The organism is Undibacterium hunanense, assembly GCF_014284335.1.
Lineage (GTDB): Bacteria > Pseudomonadota > Gammaproteobacteria > Burkholderiales > Burkholderiaceae_D > Undibacterium > Undibacterium hunanense.
The window spans coordinates 185552-207389 of sequence record NZ_JACOGF010000007.1; the positions used below are offsets into that span (position 1 = coordinate 185552).

General features: G+C 51.7%; 13 protein-coding genes. 8 read left to right on the forward strand and 5 right to left on the reverse strand.

Translation table 11 applies throughout. The features are described from left to right. The first annotated feature begins 3 nt into the window (after positions 1 to 3). Positions 4 to 2832 carry an ATP-binding protein gene (locus H8L32_RS15160; RefSeq protein ID WP_186948088.1) on the forward strand — a complete coding sequence of 943 codons (2829 nt, stop codon included), beginning with the start codon at positions 4 to 6 and terminating at the stop codon, positions 2830 to 2832. 148 nt (positions 2833 to 2980) lie between these two features. Here the strand turns inward: H8L32_RS15160 and H8L32_RS15165 are convergent, their stop codons facing one another. After that, positions 2981 to 4435 (reverse strand): aminotransferase class V-fold PLP-dependent enzyme, encoded by a 1455-nt coding sequence (locus tag H8L32_RS15165; RefSeq protein WP_186948089.1) that lies wholly within the window; start codon positions 4433 to 4435, stop codon positions 2981 to 2983. 288 nt (positions 4436 to 4723) lie between these two features. Between H8L32_RS15165 and H8L32_RS15170 the strand changes: the two genes are divergently transcribed. From H8L32_RS15170 to H8L32_RS15195, 5 genes are all read left to right on the forward strand, one after another. Next, a complete protein-coding gene (locus H8L32_RS15170) occupies positions 4724 to 5338 on the forward strand; it encodes a response regulator transcription factor (RefSeq protein ID WP_186948090.1) in 615 nt (204 codons plus the stop codon). 10 nt (positions 5339 to 5348) lie between these two features. Continuing rightward, the gene (locus H8L32_RS15175) at positions 5349 to 7145 is read left to right on the forward strand and encodes a hybrid sensor histidine kinase/response regulator (protein WP_186948091.1); all 1797 of its coding nucleotides are present in this window, start codon (positions 5349 to 5351) and stop codon (positions 7143 to 7145) included. Positions 7146 to 7636: 491 nt separating this feature from the next. Next, positions 7637 to 8332 carry a Crp/Fnr family transcriptional regulator gene (locus H8L32_RS15180; RefSeq protein WP_230412236.1) on the forward strand — a complete coding sequence of 232 codons (696 nt, stop codon included), beginning with the start codon at positions 7637 to 7639 and terminating at the stop codon, positions 8330 to 8332. A 123-nt stretch (positions 8333 to 8455) separates the two neighbouring features. After that, positions 8456 to 9421 carry a magnesium/cobalt transporter CorA gene (gene corA, locus H8L32_RS15185; protein WP_186948092.1) on the forward strand — a complete coding sequence of 322 codons (966 nt, stop codon included), beginning with the start codon at positions 8456 to 8458 and terminating at the stop codon, positions 9419 to 9421. Between the two features lie 418 nt (positions 9422 to 9839). Next, on the forward strand, positions 9840 to 11015 hold the full coding sequence (locus H8L32_RS15195; RefSeq protein WP_186948094.1) for a DUF3667 domain-containing protein: 1176 nt from the start codon (positions 9840 to 9842) through the stop codon (positions 11013 to 11015). 36 nt (positions 11016 to 11051) lie between these two features. Here the strand turns inward: H8L32_RS15195 and H8L32_RS15200 are convergent, their stop codons facing one another. Beyond that, the gene (locus H8L32_RS15200; RefSeq protein WP_186948095.1) at positions 11052 to 12299 is read right to left on the reverse strand and encodes a sensor domain-containing diguanylate cyclase; all 1248 of its coding nucleotides are present in this window, start codon (positions 12297 to 12299) and stop codon (positions 11052 to 11054) included. Positions 12300 to 12644: 345 nt separating this feature from the next. Here H8L32_RS15200 and H8L32_RS15205 point away from each other — a divergent pair, with 345 nt between their 5' ends. Beyond that, positions 12645 to 14339: an alkaline phosphatase family protein gene (locus tag H8L32_RS15205; protein ID WP_230412237.1), complete on the forward strand. Its 1695-nt coding sequence runs from the start codon at positions 12645 to 12647 to the stop codon at positions 14337 to 14339. A 114-nt stretch (positions 14340 to 14453) separates the two neighbouring features. Here the strand turns inward: H8L32_RS15205 and H8L32_RS15210 are convergent, their stop codons facing one another. From H8L32_RS15210 to H8L32_RS15220, 3 genes are all read right to left on the reverse strand, one after another. Beyond that, positions 14454 to 16019: a POT-type proton-dependent oligopeptide transporter gene (locus tag H8L32_RS15210; RefSeq protein WP_186948096.1), complete on the reverse strand. Its 1566-nt coding sequence runs from the start codon at positions 16017 to 16019 to the stop codon at positions 14454 to 14456. Positions 16020 to 16499: 480 nt separating this feature from the next. After that, entirely contained in the window at positions 16500 to 19697 is a 3198-nt protein-coding gene (locus tag H8L32_RS15215; RefSeq protein ID WP_186948097.1) for an efflux RND transporter permease subunit, read from the reverse strand. 3 nt (positions 19698 to 19700) lie between these two features. Then, the gene (locus H8L32_RS15220) at positions 19701 to 20933 is read right to left on the reverse strand and encodes an efflux RND transporter periplasmic adaptor subunit (RefSeq protein WP_186948098.1); all 1233 of its coding nucleotides are present in this window, start codon (positions 20931 to 20933) and stop codon (positions 19701 to 19703) included. A 222-nt stretch (positions 20934 to 21155) separates the two neighbouring features. Between H8L32_RS15220 and H8L32_RS15225 the strand changes: the two genes are divergently transcribed. Then, positions 21156 to 21758 (forward strand): dienelactone hydrolase family protein, encoded by a 603-nt coding sequence (locus H8L32_RS15225; protein WP_186948099.1) that lies wholly within the window; start codon positions 21156 to 21158, stop codon positions 21756 to 21758. Positions 21759 to 21838: the final 80 nt, after the last annotated feature.

Sequence of the window (21838 nt, forward strand, 5' to 3'; positions counted from 1 at the left end):
ACCATGTTTCATATCAAATCGCTGGAACTTGTCCATTGGGATTATTGGCAACGCATCAAGAACATCCCGCTGGATGCCAAGATCATCACCATCGCCGGGCAAAATGGCTCTGGTAAAACCACCTTGCTGGATGCCTTGCGCACCCTGTTTGGCCTGGAATGTTCGATGGGACGTTCATATAAACATTATGCCCGTCACTCTGGCCAGCAAACGGCATGGATACGCGCAGTGGTGGATAACAGTGCGGTGGGCCCGCAGATTTCCAACCGCCCTTTCCGCATGTCGGGCCTGTATGAAGATGAAGTTACGCTGTTCTGCAAGATAGAAAAAAATGGCGGTGACTGGAAGCGCCAATACCTGATGCGCAGCGGCAAAACCGAAATAGAAGAAGTGCAGGAAGCGAATGACTGGCTGGGTGTGGAAAGCTATCGCAAGCGCCTGTCACATGCCGGTTTGTCGAATGCCATGGGCAAGGTGCTGGCACTGGAACAGGGGGAGACTGACAAGCTGTGTGAATACGCACCACGCCAGTTGCTGGACCTGGTGTTCCAGGTATTTGGCGACAAGGAAGTGCTGGATGCCTATGATGATGCGAAACGCCATCAGCGTGATACAGAAACCGAATTGCAGCGTTTTGAAACAGAACTTGAAGGTGCAAAAACCAACCTCGAAGGCTTGCGCCTGCGCGTTGCCAATTACCATCAATATGAAAGCCTGAGCAAGGAAAAACGCGATCTGCAGGAAGAGATACTGCCCACCCTGCAATACCATGAAGCACTGGAACAGGCTGGCAGCACCAGCCAAACCCTGCGTGCCAGCAAGCGTTTCCTGAAGACGCAAGATCATGCGCTGTCTGACCGTCGCCAGCACCTGGCGCAACAGGCGCAGCAAGTGTCCGATGCCAAGCAGGCAGAAGCCGCACTGGAAACAGAAGAATCATCCTTGCGTGAAAAGCTGGGACAGATCAACAGCAAACTGAAGCCGCAAGAAAGCCTGCTGGAACAAAAGGCGCGTTTGCAAAAACTGGCCGCCGAAGCGGATGCCGATGTCGCCAATATCGCTGACGATCTGGAGAAAAAAGAAGCCGAGCTGTCACGCCAGAAACTGGAACGTGATGCCCTGACCCAGCGTATCGCTGGCGAGATGGAAACCATCGCCGCCCTGCAAGGTAAATCTGCCCTGCCCGATCCGGAAAATGTGCGCCAGATGCGCCGTGCCCTGACGGATGCCAATATCCCGCATTGCATGTTGCCAGAGATCGTCGAAGTCACCGATCCAAAATGGCAGGCCGCAGTGGAAGGTGTATTGCGCGGTTATACCTCAGTCATCTTGTTGGACAAGGCAACTGACGCCTCTGCTGCTTACCGCATTGGTGAAAAACAGCGTTACAGCCACTTTATCGTGCCAGACCGCATCAGCGCACCGGTGGTCAAGGACCAGAGCCTGCTGTCTGTCGTCAACTTCACCGGTCAGGCTCCGGGCTGGCTGATCGAGCAATTGCAGCGCATTGATACCGTAGGTTCGATTGAACTGGGCATGAAGTTGCCGAAGAACCAGGAATGGATCACGCCTGACGCCTATCATTTCGAGCGCCGTGGTGGCCGTTCGCTGTTCGTTGAAGTGTCGCGCTATCGCTTTGGTAATGCGGGCCGTACCCAGCGCCTGGAAGCCTTGCTGAAGTCTTTGCCGCGCCTGCAATCGCAAGAAGATGTGCTGACCATGCAGATCAGCAAACTGGCAGGTGAAATCAGCGCCTACAAGGCACGTCTGGCAGGTGTGGATGCGGCAAAAGAACTGAGTGCCCGTCATGCGGAATTTGAAGAAGCCAGCCGCAATACTCAGCCGCTGAAACAACAGCGCATGGAAGTCGGCGGCCGTCTTGGAGAAATCGCACCTTTGCTGAAAGCCGCCACCGAACAACGCTCGGTCGCCCATCTGAAATGGGAACAGGCCAAGGCAGCGATTGCCGATGCGGAAGCACAATTGCGCACATCAGAAAAACGCCATGCCGAAGAACGCAAGGTCCAGTTTGAAACCCTGCGTGCCATGCGTGATACCTGGCATACCCTGCCGCATAACTGGAAACGTGCCTCGCACCGCAAGGAACTGGTGGCCGAACATGAAAACGTCCATCAGATCGAATTACGCATACGCAGCCTGACCAATAACCTGGCGCGCGATGACTGGGAAACCGATTCCACCGTCGTCGATCAGTACACCCGCCTGAATGCCCTGCTGCAAGGCCGCCAGGCAGAAACCGATGAACGTCGCTACCAGAATAACCGGGCGATAGAAGCCACCGTGAATGCCCGCGCCGCCTATATGGACAGATTGCGCTTCACGATCAAGTCGTACAGCAAGAACATCAAACAACTCGGTGAATTGGCAGGCATAGAAGTACATACCGACCCGGTCAAGCTGGAAAATGACGACATACAACTGGCCCAGGCTGGCTTGCACGTGCGCTTCAAGTTTGACGGCAAGGGCCCGATAGGCATGAATGACGGCGAAGCATCCGGCGGCCAGCAAGTCATGAAGTCACTGATCCTGCTGATAGGCTTGCTGAAATCTGACGATGGTTCCGGTGGTTTTGTCTTCATCGATGAACCCTTCGCCCATCTGGATATACGTAATATCCAGCTGGTTGGCGAGTTCCTGAAAAATACCGATGCCCAGTACCTAATGACCACACCACTGACGCATAACACCGACGTTTATGATCCGTCCGAACTGACGCTGATCACCAGCAAGAAGAAAAAAGATACAGAATGGGCGCAGCCTATTTTTGTATTGCAGAGGAAAGTGGATAAGTCACTGCAAAAGAAAGCTTGACCTGTCATATCCCTTAAAGGCTGCAATCGATTAGCAGGCGTTCAATTTCTCAGCATTCAGATATGGCTCGCCGTCGTCAAGCGAGCCATAAATGAGCTATGCATAGTGCGTTTTTACCGCTTGAATACAACGCTGATAATGCGCATGATCAAGCAACAGAATCGCGCCATCTAGTCATGATATTGACAGCGGTCCTGATGTCCGCCATGGTGTTGTAAATATGCGGGCACAGCCTGACTTTTTTTTCACTTTGACGGTTTGTTTTTGGATCAAATGAAGCAGCAATACCTTTGTCGTAAAGCTCGTCGCTGAGTTTTTTTATTTGCGACCCTTGCTTCACATCAACCCACACCACACCCAGGCTCATGGCAGGATCATCCGGGGTAGTGACTGTCCAGTTATTTTTTTTCAGCTCAGTCATCAGTACACCCGCCAGCTCTTTCACCCGCGCGTATGCACGTGGATATCCTATGTTCTTCCACATTAATTCTGTCAAGCTCAAGGTGATGATGTTGACGTCATCGCGCTGGCCCAGCAATTCAAAGCGCTCAGCAGTTTGAGGTAGATTGTTCCAGTTCAGGATATCTATCTTATAGTCATAGGCAAAGATATTGGGTTCAAAGTTTTTTGCCTTGGCCGGATCCACATACAGGATGCCGGTTTCTTTCGGCCCCAGAAACCATTTGTGACAGCTGGATACGAAGCTATGACAGAAGGGTTGTGAAAAATCGAGTTGACGCGCGCCAAAAGCCATGGTGCCATCTATGTGTATATGGCAGTTGTGCAGCGCTGCATTCTCCTTTACATGTTTCCAGATACTCTGTATCGCCATTTCAGGGATACGCATCCCATTGCCATTGGATGTTTCAGAGAAAGAGACGAAGCGAGTGTGTTCATTGATATGCGTGATGAAATACTCCGCCACCTGTTCTGGCCTTATCTTCTCAGGCAATCTGACCAGATGGATATCGAAGATGTGCCCGCCCTCGCCTGAATCGTGAGTGGGTTCCTTTACTATTTTGCCGCCACGCAATTGCCAAGCAGCAAGATTGGTTGGATGATTCTGGTCCCACAAGACGATATTATCTCTTGTGCCGTCAGCACCAGGTTTGCTCCATTTTCGATAGCCACCATTGATGGCATTATTGGCTTCACTGGCATTGCGCACGATGGCAAGGTCTTTGGAATTTTTGATACCCAGGCTAACAGCCAGTGCTTCACGGGCCTGGTCAAACTGCTGGGCACGCGGGCCACCGCGCATCCTGGTCTGCTGCGCGACATTGCGGTTGAATTCAAACCTCAAAGTATTGGCCGCTATCAACAAGGGCCGTGGCTCAGGGCAGAGATTGGCGGCATTCATCGGCACCTTGACCGTACCTGGCCCTGCGTTGATGAAATCAAACTGTCGCTGGAATATTGTCCAGTATTCGTCACTATCGGTATCCTCTGCGCGTAGCAGTGCATAAAACTGATCAAGCTCGGCATAGACTTTTGCATAGCAATCGTGGGATATAAAGCCTGCCTCCAATAATGGCTCAAGCGAGGATTGCAGTTGCAACTGGCAATCTTCCTTTGTAAAAGTGTTGTGTGTTTGTGTACTCATGATGTGCCCCATTAAGAAATTTTCTTGAAATAACCAGGTATAGAATCACCTATAATGCGTCAGTGCATCCTGCCCAAAGCCAGGCCAAAAAAAGCGGCGTGAGCACTTGATGACACAGATGAATATTAGAATCAGCATCTCCCCTTGCCATGTGACCGGGACCAAAGTCCCGGTTTGGACAACGCAGGAATGCTTGCCTTATGATGAGAACTGAACTGGCCCGGACAAAAAACATGCATTTGTTAGCGCTGAGCCAGAGCACTTTGTAGGTCTTCATGAAAGCCTGTCATGCCTTACAAAATCCTGATCATAGATGACCATGCACTGGTGCGCGAAGGTCTGGCCATGCTGGTGTCTGCCCTGCCTGGCGGTGCCAGCATCTACATGGCAGGCACGGCTACCGAAGCACTGGAACAGGCCGAATACCACACCCCACTCGATGCCGTCCTGCTCGACTGCGGGCTGCCCGATGCCGATGGTGGCAGCCTGATCCATGCCTTGTCGCAACGTGCAGGCCGTGCACCCGTGGTCTTGGTATCTGCCGATGAATCCGATGCGACCATACAGCGCATGATGAAGCTGGGTGCTGCAGCTTTTGTACCCAAAAGCAAGACTTCCTCCGATGTGATCAATGCCATCAAACTAGCCCTGACTGGCGGTGCACCGGCTAGTGCCCGCCAGGTTGGCGCAGACATACTGGCAGCATTAAACCCGCTAACGGCAAGGCAACTCGATGTACTGCTGATGCTGGAAAAAGGGATGACAAATCGCGATATCGCCCTGCAATTGGGCCTGGCAGAAAAAACCGTCAAGAATCACGTGACCGCCCTCCTCAATGGCCTGGGCGTGATCAATCGCTTGCAAGCCATACGGCGGGCGCGCGATCTGGGCCTGTTAAAGTAAGCAGCAGGTCATGAGTACCGCCATCAGCGCCACGCCAAGGTTGCCACCAGGCAGCGTGAGAAAGGCCTTGCATGCCCATGCTGCCCTCAGTATCAACTGGCTCACAGGTTGCAACTGGGTCACCATGATGCTGATGAGCCTGACTATCAGCCTGATGCTCCCGTCGCAACAAAACCTTGCTTGGCAATGGGCGACCGCCGGTTCGGCTTATACGCTGATTTTCCTGCTAGTACGACACCATAACGCTGCTGCCAGTTATCAAGTACTGGAACGCATTTACGCCCTCTCTGTCTGCGGTTTCAGTTTACTGTGGGTGGCTATACCTGTGCTGTTTTTTGATCCGGAAAATTTTGCTTTTTCGATGTTCATGCTGACCATTTTTGGCGGCCTGGCGGCAGCTTCTGTACCGATCTTATCAGCGTCACTGCCTTTGTACTGGCTCTGGATCACTCCACCTTTCCTTGCCCAGATCAGCCTGTATTGGCTGCGCGGTGGCGGACCTTATTATTGGGGGATAGGTTTCGGCATGATGATTTTATTGATCAGCCAACTGGTGTTTGCGCGCAACCATCATAAATCCATCATTGCCTCCATTCGTCTGGGTTTGCAAAATACCTTGCTGGTGCAGCAACTGGAAGAAAAGACGGCGCTGGCTGTATCGGCCAACATGGCCAAGACCAGATTTTTGGCAGCAGCCAGTCATGATCTGCGCCAGCCAGTATATGCATTGAGTTTGTTCCTTGATGCGCTGGCAAGCTCGGACCTTAATACCAGGCAGGTCACTATGGTGCAGCATGCCAGTGCAGCTAATCTTGCCGCCAGTGAAATGCTGCAAACCCTGCTTGATTTTTCACGCATAGAAGCAGGGGTCCTGAATCCCCAGCAAAGACGCATGGACTTGATGAGCATACTGAATAAGCTGGGTGAGGAATTTGGACCGCAAGCCTACAAGAAAAAACTGCTCTACCGCACCCGGTCCAGCGATATTTGGATAGAAAGTGACCCGCAACTGATAGCGCTGGTCTTGCGCAACCTGGTCAACAACGCCTTGCGCTACACGCAAAGCGGTGGCGTGCTGGTCGCAGCACGCCGCAGGCAACAGCATGTCATGCTACAAGTGTGGGATACTGGCATAGGCATACCGATTGACAAGCATCAGGAAATATTTCGCGAGTTTCATCAATTGGGAAATGTGGAAAGAGATCACCGCAAGGGTCTGGGCATGGGCCTGGCGATAGCCGAGGGCCTGGCCCGCAGTATGGGAGCCAGCATAGAAGTCGCCTCCCGGCCCGGCAAGGGCTCAGTGTTTTCGCTGGTACTGCCGTTGCAAGGCATGCGCAAAACGGAACGTCATGCCAACCCGGATGATCAGGCCTGCGTCGATACCGAGCCAGACTGCTTGCTCTTGCAAGGCATTGCCGTACTGGTGGTAGACGATGATGAAGCCGTCAGAGCAGGCTTGCACGCTGTATTGCAAAGCTGGGGTTGCCATGTCAGTCTGGCGGAGGGCATGCAAGACGCTCTTGCAAAAACCGCAGAAAAGCTACCCGATGTCTTGCTCACCGACTATCGCCTGCGCGGCGGCGTCACCGGCGGTGACATCATCCGTGCCGTACGCCAGGCTATCAGCCACAATACGCCAGACAAAAAACTTGTCTTGCCAGCCATCATCGTCACTGGCGACACCCATCCAGAACGCCTGCGCGAAGCCCAGGGGCATGCCGCCCTCTTATTGCACAAACCGCTTGCTGCCGGTGCCCTCAAAGCAGCTCTGGTACAAGCTCTGGCGAGTGATGCATCTGCTTGAGTCCAATTCATTTATAGACATCTCGACAAGATCTCGATCGCTGCCTTAACTTAGTCCTGATTGGGCATGTGCCTCTTCAGAAAGCAGTATGACTTTCTGATATACCTATCAAGTGATGTCCGAAATAACCGTGGAGTTGTTTTTCTGGTATTTTTTTGCCATTTACTGATGACCTGATCCCTTTTTGACAGTCTATGACGCACTGTAGTCGTGCTATGGCACGCTCTTTACCGGTCTACACAGCCTTCATTGCTGGATTCAATTCTTGGCAAAAAATACACAGGGGTAGCACATCGTATGTATTTAAAAAACAGCAGGCTTATTTCTCCTATCCAGGCAATATCGCCTGTTGTTTGGAAGAGAAACCCTGTAGAGTCCCTTGAAGTTACAGACTGCACAAGCCTGCGATAGACAAAACAACCTACCTCAAGGTGCGTAGGACAAAAAACAGCAAGGCAGTGTGGTCTGAAAATCCAAAGCAAAACAGTATATTGGCAGCCTTACCAGCGGCAGACTTTGAGCGCATATTGCCTGATCTGGAATTGGTTTCTCTCCCTTTGAAGTGGATCATGCTGGAATCTGGTGACCATGTCCATTTTCTCTATTTCCCTATCTCTGGCATCGTTTCGCTCATCTACGCACTGGAAGATGGCTCATCCAGTGAAGTGGCACTGGTAGGCAATGAAGGTATGGTGGGTATTTCCATTTTTATGGGTGGCGACAGTATGCCATCCAGCACGAAAGTACAAAGTACCGGCAAGGCATACAAACTCAGCAGAAAGGTCATGAAAAGGGGATTTTCCCTGGGTGGCAAGTTGCAGCAGTATTCTTTGCTGTACACGCAAGCCCTGATTTGTCAGACATCACAAACCGCCGTCTGCAATCAGCACCATTTACTCGATCAGCAACTGTGCCGCTGGCTATTGATGAGTATGGATAGATTGCATTCAGAAGATATCGTCATCACCCAGGAAATGATTTCCCATTTATTGGGGGTACGTCGCGAGAATGTGACGCAGGCAATTGGTCAATTGCAAAAGGATGGAGTGATAGCCGTCAGGCGTGGTCATATCAAAGTGTTGGACCGCCCTGCAATGGAAGCCCGCGTCTGCGAATGTTATAAAATGGTCCGCAAAGAATACGAGCGCCTGCTACCACCGGTTCCTGATGCTGAACCAACAGTATAAGGCCAGAAAATGGCTGGAAATGGCTGGAAATGGCAGGAAATACTGGAAATATAGTTTTGCCAGTACGATAGTGCTACATTAAAATCTGTATCGTTCCTTCCTATCATCCAGACTACACCATCTATGTTAATCAACTGCGTCACTTACCAGGAAGGTCGTAAACTGTCCGATATATCCGTGGCAGAAATCAGCGACTATGTACAACATAAGGACCAGTTCGTCTGGGTGGCCTTGCGCGATGCTTCGGATGAAGAATTGCAGGAAATGCAGGTCGAGTTTGACTTGCATGAACTAGCTGTTGAAGATGCACGGCATGGTTATCAAAGACCGAAGATAGAGGAATATGGGGATTCCCTGTTTGCTGTCATCCATACGGTGGAAATGATCAATGGTGAGCTGAACATCGGAGAACTGAATCTCTTTGTTGGTGAAAATTATGTACTGTCCGTGCGTAACCGCTGCCAGCAGAATTTCCTGGGCGTACGCCAGCGTTGCGAGCGTGAACCGCATCTGCTCAAGCATGGTTCATCCTTTGTCTTTTATGCCTTGATTGATGCCATCGTTGACCGCTACTTCCCGGTAGTGGAAGCGCTGGAAAATGAACTGGAACTGATAGAAGAACAGATCTTCACCAAGGGCAGTGAACGCGCCAATATCCAGCGCCTGTATCAGTTGAAACGCAAGATCATGGTGATCAAACATGCTGTAACGCCGTTAATGGAAGCCAGCAGCAAACTGTTTGGCGGCCGCGTGCCGGCCCTGTGCGTGAATACACAGGAGTATTTCCGCGATGTATATGATCACCTGTACCGTATCAATACCTCAATCGAAACCATACGTGACACCATCAGCACGGCGATACAGGTGAACTTGTCGATGGTCGCGATTGATGAGAGTGAAGTCAACAAGCGTCTGGCAGCAGGTGCTGCGATTTTTGCAGTACCTACTGCTTTTGCCGGTATCTGGGGTATGAACTTCAAGGCCATGCCAGAGCTGGAATGGCATTATGGTTACCCGATGGCGGTAGGTATCATGTTCTCGGCCTGTGCTTACCTGTATTACCGTTTCAGGAAATCCGGCTGGTTGTGACAAGGCGGGATGTATATTTTAGTGCCATCACCGCTCACCAGTAAGTCCATGAAATTCATCAAAGTAAAACGCATCACCACAGCAATATGGTGATGCGTTTTGTTTAGCACGTATGGCGTTTTACAGCGTGGATGTACTCAGCGGTTCGATAAAGCCTTTGATGCCTGCTGTTTGCGCATCAGGATCTGGTTGGGATTGGCGAGTATGAAATCGACTTTCCTGGCACTGGCATCGCCAGACACCCTGGATACTTCCATGGGAACAATCTCAACTTGCTTGTCCGTCGCCTTGATTTTTGATACCACAATGGCGGGAAAAATCTTGGCATACTATCAAATCCACACCTGATTTTGTGCTATCTTGCCGGACTGAGGGAAGCTCAATATAGTGCACAATCAAAAAATCAGAGAGCAAATGTATGAACGTGGACGTGGAAATCGCGACAGATGTGGCAACAGCAGCCGTGCTGGTCAACGAAGCACAAAAAGGCGGTGCACATGCAAGCAGCGCTGATGAACATCATCATGCCTGCGCCAATTGCAACACCAGCCTGCAAGGAGCATTTTGCCATGCCTGTGGACAAGCGGCACATATACATCGCTCACTCCTGCATTTGGTAGAAGAGCTTTTACACGGTTTACTTCACTTTGAGACCAAGGCCTGGCGGACTATTCCAAAACTGATCTGGTCTCCTGGAAAATTAACCCGCGACTATATAGAAGGCCAGCGCACGCGCCATGTATCGCCTTTGGCCCTGTTTTTGTTTTTGATCTTCTTGATGTTCTTTGTGTTTTCTTTCACGACGAGTAATCCGCTCGAGAGCATTTCTGACAAACCACAGACTAAAGTAGGTATCAGCAAGGCATTACAAGATAATCAGGCGAAGCTGACAACCCTGCAAAGTGAACGTGCTCAACTGCCGGCAGGAGACCCGAAACTGGAAGAACTGGATCAAAATATATCCAATCTTCAGTCAGCGATCACTGCACTGGAAAGCTCCTTGAATTTACTCGGCATGAACAATGGTGAAACCAGCCAGAAAAAAGCTGACGGCACCTATGATGCCATGGGAAAAATAGCGCAAAAACTGGATGAAAAACTGTTAAAAAAAATAGAAGAGAAACAGACAAAAGAAGCGGAGACAAAACAAAAGATAACAGTTACCTCTTCTCTCCCGGGCATACAGGAAAAAATCAGGCATGCGGTCAATACGCCTGAATTGACCTTATACAAAATGAAGAGCAATGCATCGAAGCTTGCCTTTATGCTCATGCCTATCTCATTGCCGTTTTTATGGCTGCTGTTCATCTTCAAGCGCAGATTCAGCATGTTTGATCATGCGGTGTTTTCACTGTATTCCCTGTCCTTCATGGCCCTGCTTCTGATGACGACGGCCATACTGAATACCTTGAGCTTCAGCACCGCAGCAATACTGCTATTTGTTTTTGTGCCACCCGTCCATATGTTCAGGCAGTTACGTCAAGCCTATCAATTGGGAATAGCTGCCAGCCTGTGGCGCACGATAGCCTTGCTGTTCGTGGCAGGATGTTCTTTGCTCATTTATCTGTTACTGATTTTGAGCTTGAGCGCCTGATCAGTGGGTAGCCTGTAACTGGGAAAAGCCCGGCCTCTAGGCTTCCCAGGTAACCCGGTTACGGCCATGGCTTTTGGCTTGATATAAAGCCTTGTCCGCACGTTCCAGCAAACGGCCAAGGCGATCGTCTTCGATTCTGTAGGTCGCGATACCGATACTGACTGTCAGGATGATCACCTCACCCGAAGCCGATGTCAGCATCAGTGACTGCACATTGCTGCGTATGCGCTCCGCCACCAGCATCGCTTCGGTGCGACTGGCCTGCTGCAGGATAATGCAGAATTCTTCACCGCCCAGCCTGCCGAACAGATCAGACTCACGCAGTTCCACCTTGACGGTTTCAGCAAAGCGCAGCAACACCTGGTCACCACACTGATGCCCGTACTGGTCGTTGATGTTCTTGAAAAAATCCAGGTCCAGCATCAGCAAAGTCATTTGTGTCTGATAACGCTGGCAACTTTTGAAGGTATGTTCGGCATATTCAAGAAAAGCACGTCTGTTGGCAATGCCAGTCAGCGAATCAGTCGTGGCCAGGCGTTGCAGTTCGCGTTCCAGCATTTTGCGCTGGGTGACATCGCGGCATATGCCTTCCACACCGGAAAACTGCCCCTCATCGTCATACAGTGCCTGGCTATTGACCGAGATATCGATCAGCGTGCCATCCTTGTGCAGCATGCGTCCGGGGAAATCGGTCACCATGCCAAATTCAAGTATTGCCTTCATGAAGGCATCACGGTCAGTCATGGAAGGATAAAAAGCTTCCACTTCCAGCCCTTCTATCTCTTCCGGCTCATAACCCAGTACCGTGCGTATGGCCGGGCTGACCTTCTGGACTATGCCCCGGACATCGGTACGGTAGTAGACATCTTGCATATTTTCAAACAAACGCCGGAAATTGAATTCACTCAGGCGCAGTTGTTCTTCCATCTCATTGTGTTCAGTCACGTCCATGCCGCTGATCATGACGGCTTCCTGGCCCTGAAACTGTATGGCACGACTACGTACCAGCAGCATGCGGTAATTGTCCTTGCTGGTGTGTATGCGAAACTTGCTGGGGGCATTGGTCCAGGCTTCGCCCTGTTTCCTCAGACGCCCCTGGGATCGTGGCTGATCCAGCGGATGAATAAAGTCGTTGACGGAAAGACCCAGCAAACTTTGTTCATCGCTGGCCTCAAGCAGGGACACTGCGGCCTGATTGAGTTTCACCAGCTTGTCATCAATGATGACTACAATAGCAGTCGGCGTGATGTCGAACAGGTAGGTATCAGTAGTATCTTCGCTCAAGAATGACTCGATTTCTGGCAATGTTAAAGCTTAACAGGATCAGGATTGCAGTTTCATTTTACCGTCAGGTAACTGGGTGTAAAGTAATAAAATACAATTCTTGATTGAATGTTTTTGCTTCGCAACACAAATAGCTATCGCAATGACAACTCCGGACCGTGCTGTCATTGCCCGAGTTGCCCTATGCATGTTGCCGCAGCATGGTGTTAGCCAGCCGCCTCAGCCACGCCGACCAGAATGATAGTCGGCTTTTTTTTGCCAATGTATTTACGCTGGCTTGTTTGCCTGTTTCATCCACTTGCTTTTGCTTTCATTTTTGTAACCAACCAGGACCTTATCTCATTCATGAAGACCCTACTGCCAGCCGCCTTGCGCACCACGCAGCCCATGCGTAGATTATTTTTACTGACCTGCCTTGCCGCCTCCAGCGCGCTGTGCGCTACGCCGGTTTATGCAGTTGAAAAACCGGCCCAGCCCAAGCTGGTGGTCGTGCTGGTTGTGGACGGCTTGCCACAAGAGCAAGTTGTACGTTACCGCGATCAGTTCGGTCAGGGTGGTTTTCGCCGTCTGCTGGACCAGGGTGCCTGGTTTAGCGATGCACATCAGGCGCATGGCGTGACAGTGACGGCAGTCGGCCACTCTGCGGTGCTGACAGGTGCCTATCCTTACCAGCATGGCATCATTGCCAATAACTGGGTAGACCCGGTAACGCTGGCATCCGTATATTGCACGGAAGATACGGCATACACCTATATCGGTGAAGAAACCAAGGCCAGCGATGGTACATCGCCAGCCAATCTGCGCGTCAGCACACTGGGCGATGAATTGCGTTATGCCAGCGGCGACCGCAGCAAGGTCATCACCGTATCCGGCAAGGACAGGGGAGCGATTCTGCTGGCGGGCAAGGCAGGTACGGCCTATATGTATATGGGGAAAACCGGCAACTTTGCCAGTTCCACTTATTACATGAAAAACCATCCTGAATGGGTGCAGCAATACCAGACAGGCAAGCCACAAGACCGGTTCTACGGCAAAGAATGGCGTCCCTTGCTGCCCGATGCAGCCTATGCCAATGACGCCAACGATAATCTGCTGAGCGATGCCAGTGAAAAAGACAAGCGTTTTCCTTTCACTTACACCAGCAAATCAGGCAAACCCGATGCCGAATATTATGGCAAGCTCAACACTGGGCCATATCTGGATGAAATGACCCTGGATTTTGCCCGTGCCGCAATAGAAGGCGAAAAACTGGGCCAGAACGGCGCTGGTGTGCCGGATGTACTGGGTATCAGCCTGTCCAGTCACGATTATGTGAACCACAGCTTCGGCCCGGAAAGCCGCATGTCGCATGACCACCTGCAAAGACTGGATCGCCAGTTGGCCGGATTCTTCAGCTACCTGGACAAGCGTGTAGGTCTGGACAACACCATGGTAGTGCTGACGGCTGACCACGGCTTCCCCAACGTACCGGAATTTTCACAAGCAACCAGGCGTGATGCGCAAAGACTGGATGGCAAGAAAGTACTGGAAGGTATGAACAAGTACCTGTCCGAGAAATTTGGTCAGGACAAACTGGCGTCCACCTGGAGCAATCCCAGCATCCTGCTCGACTACAAACTCATAGAACAAAAAGGCTTGAAACGTGAAGACGTAGAAACGGCAGCAGCCAGATTTGCCCTGACCGTACCCGGCATTGCCAACAGTTTTACCCGTACCCAGTTTGAAAACGGTACCCTGCCACAAAACAGGCTGAGCACGCTGATGCAACGTGCCTGGAACAGACAGCGCTCTGGCGACATCATGCTGGTTACCAAGCCTTACTGGTATTTCGGTAGCGGTTCCCATGGTACTTCACATGGTTCCCCCTACAGCTATGACACCAACGTGCCGCTGGTATTCATGGGCAAGCCATGGTTCAAACCAGGCGCTTATGGCCAATACGCCGAAGTCATGGACATTGCCCCTACCCTGGCGCATTTGTTAAGAGTACGTCCGCCATCAGGTTCAGAAGGCCGGGTACTGACAGAAACCCTGCGTTAAGAGTACCAACGGCCATCCGCTTTGATAGATTACCAATAGCTTGCCAATACAAAAAAGCCGCATGATGATGAATCATGCGGCTTTTTGCTTAGCCCAGCTTACCGGAAAAATATATCACCCGGCTTGCCGGTAATTATTTTGCATCTTGTAACCCCTTGCATACAGGGCAAACAGGAAAGCAGCCAGCAGGGCAAAGCCGGCAAAAAAGAACATCTGGAAGGCAGTAACGCTCATGCCTGTGCTCTTGATCTGTTCGGTCACGGCATCGCTCTTGACGCTGGAATTGGCCAGCAAGACCCACAGGTTACCGATAGTCACTGACAGATTCCAGAAGCTCATGATGACACCTTTCATCGCCAATGGTGCCTGGCTATAGGCAAATTCCAGACCGGTGGTCGATACCAGTACTTCGCCAAAAGTCAGCAAGGCATACGGCAGTATTTGCCAGGTGATTTCGATCGCATTGCCACCATCGATAGCTAACTGCATGAAACCGACGACAATCCAGGCCAGGCCGGAAAATGCAATCCCCAGGCCCATGCGACGCAAGGGTGTCAGTTCCATGCCCCTGAGTTTCAGCAGCGGGTACAGCACTAGGTTATTGAATGGAATCAGCAACATCACCAGCATGGGATTCAGCGCCTGCATCTGTGCAGGTTCAAACCATTCCGGCTTGGTCATTTTATCTGCCTGCAATACCCAGGTTGATGCCTTTTGATCAAACAGGGACCAGAACGGTGTCACCAGGGCAAATACCACCAGTATGCGCAATACGGAACGGACGCCATCTACCGCATGGTCAGGATGCACACCACGGGCACGTTCCAGTTGCATCCATGCGCCCATGCCGCCAAAACCGAGTACCAGCACCAGCGCCAGGCACAAAGCAGCAACGATACCGACTTTAGGAATCAGGAACAGGGAGCCGACTGCCAGCAAGGCCCCCAGCACAGCCATGTAGTAACCGCTCTTTGCCTGACCCGGGGCATCCGTGGTCAATGCAGTACGCACGACGTTCAGGAAAGAATGCGGATCACGTGGTGCAGGTTTGACATGCACATACCTCTTGCGGCCAGACCAGAAAATAATGGTAGCAATCAACATCAGCAAGCCAGGGATGCCAAACGCAATGCTGGCACCCAGTTTCTTCAGGAAGATAGGCATCAGCAGGGATGCAAAGAAAGAACCGAAGTTGATGATCCAGTAAAAGCCGTCAAATACCTTTTGTGCCAGAGACCGGTTGGACTGGTCAAACTGATCGCCGACAAACGACGTGACCAGCGGTTTGATACCACCCGACCCTAAGGCAATCAAAAAGAGTCCGGTATAAAAACCGTTTCGATTATCTTCAAAAATCGCCAGACAGGCATGGCCACAGCAATACACCAGACTCAGCCAGAACACCGTATTGTATTTACCAAAGAAACGGTCAGCCAGCCAACCACCCAGCAATGGGAAAAAATAAACACCGATGACAAAGGTATGAAACACTTCTTTTGCCATACCGGCACGCATGTTTTCCGGCATGGACAACAGCAGGCTGGTAATCAGAAATGGTGTCAGAATATTGCGCATGCCATAAAAGCTGAAACGTTCACAGCCTTCGTTGGCAATAATATACGGTATCTGTTTTGGCATTCGCGCCTGGTCGGCACTATCCACAGTCACGGATTGAGTCATTCGTCTCTCCTGTTCAATTGTTTTTATCACACCAAGACAAACGGCCTTTTTTAAAGGCCGGAATTATTTGCGATGGAAAGTAGACAGGTTTTGCTGGCTGTTCATGTGACGATCAACCAGAAAAACAGTGGGCGAAGTATCCGTATTTGCGGGGATGCCGTCAAGCCTGAAAATGCTACGGAATAGTGAAGAATATCGTGCACGGCGAGGCAAGAATTTCGACCTCAGGAAAATGATGCCAGACGATCATTGAAATCAGTCATCCGCAGCTCACTCAATCAAGTGAAAACCCGCATGGATAATAGCTCTGCCATACGTCAACGCAAAATACTCATGGGTGCAGATCAATATGGTTATGGATGGTTTTACAGAAAATAATTTATAAATTATAAAAATTCTTTTTGTTGTGCAATGCCATACGAAACAAAAAAATACCCACCGGCAAGGTGGGTATTTTGCTTCAGATACTGCATCCGGCGGCTAGGCCGTAGCCGGACGCCCATTCATCAAGCGCCAGGCCTTGAACGGCAGGCGATAAATAAACCGTATCATCAGCAAGGTCAGCAAGGCTTCGATGAAGGTCAGCACGAAGGCAAAAAACGTATTCCAGCGCGCTTCGCGGCGACGGAATTTTGCCATCATGCGGTCAAAGCTGATTTCTATGCTGTCATAGAAAGTCGGCACGACCAGCAGAGTCAGGAAGGTTGACGTGATGGTGCCGCCAATGATCGCAATCGCCAGTGGACGGTAGAATTCACCGCCCTCACCCAGGCCAATGGCTACCGGCAGCATACCGGCAATCAGGGCAAAGGTGGTCATCAGGATAGGACGCAGGCGCTTGCGGCCGGCATACATCAATGACTCTTCACGGTCAAAGCCTTCTTCTTCCCGCTTGCGGGCGCAATCCAGCAAGAGAATCGCATTTTTTGCCACCAGTCCCATCAGCATGATGATGCCGATGAAGCTCATCAGGTTCAGTGTACCCTTGGTCAGCAGCAAAGCCACCACCACACCGATCAGGCTCAGCGGCAGCGACAGCATGACGGCGATAGGTGCGGTGAAAGAACCAAACTGCATGACCAGAATCAGGTACATCAGGCCGATGCCGGATACCAGCGCAATCGTCATTTCAGTAAACAGCTCTTTTTGCGAGCGTGCAGCACCACCCAACTCAATACCGAAACCGGTAGGGAAATTGATTGACTTGGCGATTGCCAGCGCATCTGCTGTTACTTCACCAGGCGACCTGCCCTGGGCATTGGCAGATACGGCAATCATGCGCTTGCCATCAGTATGCTGAATCTTGGCCGGACCCTTGCCCATGGTGATGGTGGCAATCTGTTCCAGCGGAACCATCTTGTCACTGCCAGCCACGGCGATTGGCAGCCGCTCTATGTTTTCAGCGCTGATGCGGTCTTCCGGATGCAGACGTACTGCGACATCGCGTGCTTCACCGGTAGGATCAACCCAGTCACCGATCTCGACACCGGCAAATGCCACACGCAGGGCCTGCGCCGCATCATTGACGGAAATACCGAGTGAATTTGCCAGACCACGATCCATTTCTATCTGCAATTCATCTTTCGGATCCTGCTCGGATAAACCGACATCGACGGCACCATTGACCTTGCTCAGCTTTTCCATGAAGTCATTGGCGATCTGCATCAGCTTGCGCGAATCAGGGCCAGAAAACTGTATCTGCACCGGCTTGCGGCCACCATTTTGCAAATCGTCCTGCACCACATATTCAGCTCCGATGATGCTGCCGACTTTTTTGCGCAATTCAACCGCGATCTCTACTGCTGACCGTACTCGTTCGGTACTCTTGCCAATATCCACATACACACGACCACCAGTACTGTTGATGATGCTGTTGGTGACCTTGGTTTCCTTGATGGTACGCGCCAGCTCGGCTGCTTTTTCCACTTTCAGGCGGCCATACTCCAGACTGGAACTGGATGGCGTGCGGACATCGATCATGATGGTGCCATTGTCAGCCGTAGGCAAAAAGCTGGTGCCACCCTTGGCCGCGTGCAGGGCCAGTGCCCCGGCAAAACTCAGGGCAGCAATCAATGCCATCCAGACGCGGTGATGCAAGGCCCAGGCGATCACGTTACCGTAACGGTCGGCCTGATGATCAAACCAGGTATTGAATCTGGCCAATACCAGGCTGATGCCGCGCTTGGGTTCCAGATGATGCCCGACCGGGTCACCCCAATACGCAGACAGCATGGGGTCGAGCGTGAAAGAGATAAACAGACTGACCAGAACTGAACTGGCCACTGTCAGTGCAAAGGGTCTGAACCATTCACCCGACACACCAGGCATGAAAGCCACAGGAATAAACACGGCAATGATGGAGAAGGTGGTGGCGGCCACTGCCAGACCAATTTCCTTGGTACCGTTGCTGGCGGCAGTACGTCGGTCAGAACCCATTTCCATATGCCGCACGATATTTTCCCGCACCACAATCGCATCATCGATCAGTACACCAATCGCCAGCGACAAACCCAGCAGGGTCATGAAGTTGAGCGTAAAGCCACACAGCCAGACCGCGATAAAGGCGGCGATCACCGAAGTCGGCAAGCTCATCGCGGTAATCAGCGTGGAACGCCAGGAATTCAAGAATACATACACCACGAAGATCGTCAGCACGGCACCAAACATCAGCGATTCGATCACATTGTTCAGGCTGCTTTGTGCATCCTTGCCGCCATCCTGGGTGACTTCAATCTTGGTACCTGCCGGTAAAGTCTTGTTGATGTCAGCAACCAGGGTGCGTACCTTGCCCGCAACAGTGACCGTACTGGCATCGCGTGAGCGAGTGATGGAGATACCCACGTTCGGCTGGCCATTACGCACACTGAAACCATTGATTTCAGCAAAGCTGTCGGCAATATCGGCCACCTGCGCCAGTCTGACCAGTTCATTGCCACGTCGCTTGATGACGATGTTCTGGAATTCGGCAGGTGATTCTATGCGCCCGATCAGGCGTATGCTTTGTTCGTCCAGCCTGCCCCTGACCTTGCCTACCGGTGCGGTGGTGTTCTGGTTGCGCAGAGCGGTTACCACTTCTGCTACCGACACATTGTATTCACGCAGTTTTTGTGCGCGTAACAAGACGGTCAGTTCTCGCTTCAAGGCACCATCGACGGAGACTGTTGCCACCCCATCTATGGCGCGGAATTTATCGGACAATTCATCTTCTGCCATGCGTGAAATTTCTGCATGGGTCAGGCCCTCCGACGTCAGCGCCAGTTGCATGATGGGTTGTGCCGAGGGATCCCGTCTTTCGATGACGGGCTCACGCATTTCCACCGGCATCTTGTACCGTATCGATGCAATCGCATTCCTGACCTCTTCCGAGGCTTCAATCATGTTCTTGTTGAAGTTGAAGACGATGGTGATACTGGCACTGCCCTCATTGGCGGTAGATCGTACCTGGTACACGCCGGTAATGCTTTGCAGGGATTTTTCCAGGCGATTGATGATCTCGCGTTCGACGGTTTCCGGTGACGCACCCGGGTAAGGGATACCTATGGACAGCACCGGTTCTTCCACATCGGGAATCTGGTTAACCTTGAGTTTCTTGAGCGCCAGCAAACCCACACACATCAGGGTGATGATGATCACGATCATCGCCACCGGGCGCTTGATACTGAAATCGGAGAGGAACATGGCTTATTTCCCGGCTGGTGGTGTGGAGGCTGTAGTTGCGGCTGCGGATGCGGATGCGGCTGAAGCTGACGCCGGATCAACTACGGGTGCGGCAGCTGGTGCACTTGCGGTAGGGACGTTGGATGCAACAGAGGCAATCATCTGCACCTTTTGCCCATCCATCAGGGTCGATACCGGATTACGTACCACCTTGTCGCCATTGACCAAACCGCTACGGACTTCAAAATCACCACGGCGCGGATCACGTTCACCAACGATGAGGCTGACTTTCTTCAGCAAGCCATCCCTGACACGCCAGGCATAGGCTTTGTCGCCATCCCGCAGCAGTGCCGTGCTCTTGATCATCAAGGTCTGGGTGGAACCGGTCTCGATCCGTCCTTCGGCATACAGGCCAGAAACACGCGGTGGATTGCTGTCGGCAAATGCCACCAGTACTTCAACCTGCCGGGTCGTGGCATTCGCTGCCATATCAACACGCTTGACCTTGCCGGTAAAGCCCTGATTACCGTAACCATTGACGCGGAAGCTGACCATTTGCCCGATCTTGACATTGTTGACCTTGTCGGCAGACAGCAGGCCTTCAAAACGCATACTGGTCGGGTCTATCACTTTTACCAGTTCCTTGCCTATCTGGGCAGTATCACCGGCCGACACCTTGCGTTCGCTGACGACCCCATCAAATGGTGCACGCACTTCGGTGCGTTGCAATTGCTGCCGGGCCTGGACTGAGCGCGCCCTGGCTGCCACCAGATCGCTCTGGGCGTTATTGCGACGCATTTCTGCATCTTCCAGTAATTGCGTCGATGTCATGCCGGAGGCACGCAGGGTTTTCAGGCGTTGAAACTGGCGTTCTGCCTGTTCCAGCGTCTGGGCCGATGCGCGTGCCGCTTCTTCCGCCGAATGCAGGCTGTCGCGGATGGAAGTATCATCCAGGCGCACCAGCAAATCGCCGCGTTTGACTGTTTCACCGTTTTCTTTCAGTACCTGCAAGACCACGGTCGATAATTCAGACCGCAAATCTGCCTTGCGTTCAGGCTGTATCGAGCCGGTAATCACGGGGCCGGAAGACAGGGCACTGTTCTGTATAAGCTGTAAATCCTCTTCTGTTACCAGTAAAGGTTTATCCAATGCTTTGGCAGCTTTTGCCTGATCTGATTCCTTACTGTCTTTGTTTCCTTTGCTACAGGCACTCAAAGCCAGGGCAAGGGATAAGACAATCAGACTGGGTCGCAACATGGTGAATCTCCGTAATGAGTCATGGGAATAAGGCGGTAAAAACCTGATTTGTAACAAAAAGTTCCAATATGTTACGCAGTATCCATGAGCAGACAGTACGGTGTCAACGCGCATGATTTCCTGAAGCTAGTGGTGAGAAGTAGTCATATGGCAATATTTCTTGCAATGTTGCGACAAGTCCGGTAGGCTGCGCCCTCTTTCGCGTTCATCCAGCTTCTTATTGTGCCCGTATCAGCATCACCTACTGTCTCACCACCTGTCTTATTGATCGTCACGGATGTTTTTGGCAATACACCGGCGATTGCCAGCTTTGCCAGACAATTTCCCTTACCCTGCCTGATTGCCTCGCCGTTTAGCGGTGAAACCATACAATACCCGGCCGAAACTCTGGCCTATCATGCGTTTATCGCCCAGGGTGGGGTTGCTGCCTATGCAGACAAGCTGTCCCGTTTAATCGGGGACAACCAGTCCAGCCTGCGCTATGCCATCGGTTTTAGTGCCGGTGCAAGTGCGTTATGGCTCAATAGCGAAAATCCGGTTATGGCAAATCTGCAACAGGCGGTACTGTTTTACGGATCACGCATACGTGAACACCGTGACATACAGCCAGGCTGCCCTGCACGTCTGATCTTTGCCGAACAGGAAGCGGCCTTTGAACCGGCAGAACTGGTCAGTGACTTGCGCCGACGCGGTCATGCGGCAGAGTTGGTCAAAGGTAGCAGGCATGGCTTCATGAATCCCTACTCCAGCGGGTTTTGCCTGAAAACCCAGGAACGCTATCTGCAAGAATTGCTGGAACTGACGCAAATCAGCGCTGCTGCCTGAACCATATTCCACTGCCGTAGCCTCTTGGCAAGATTGAGTTTCCACCCCTCTTACCCTATACTGCGCAGCGCGTGACACAA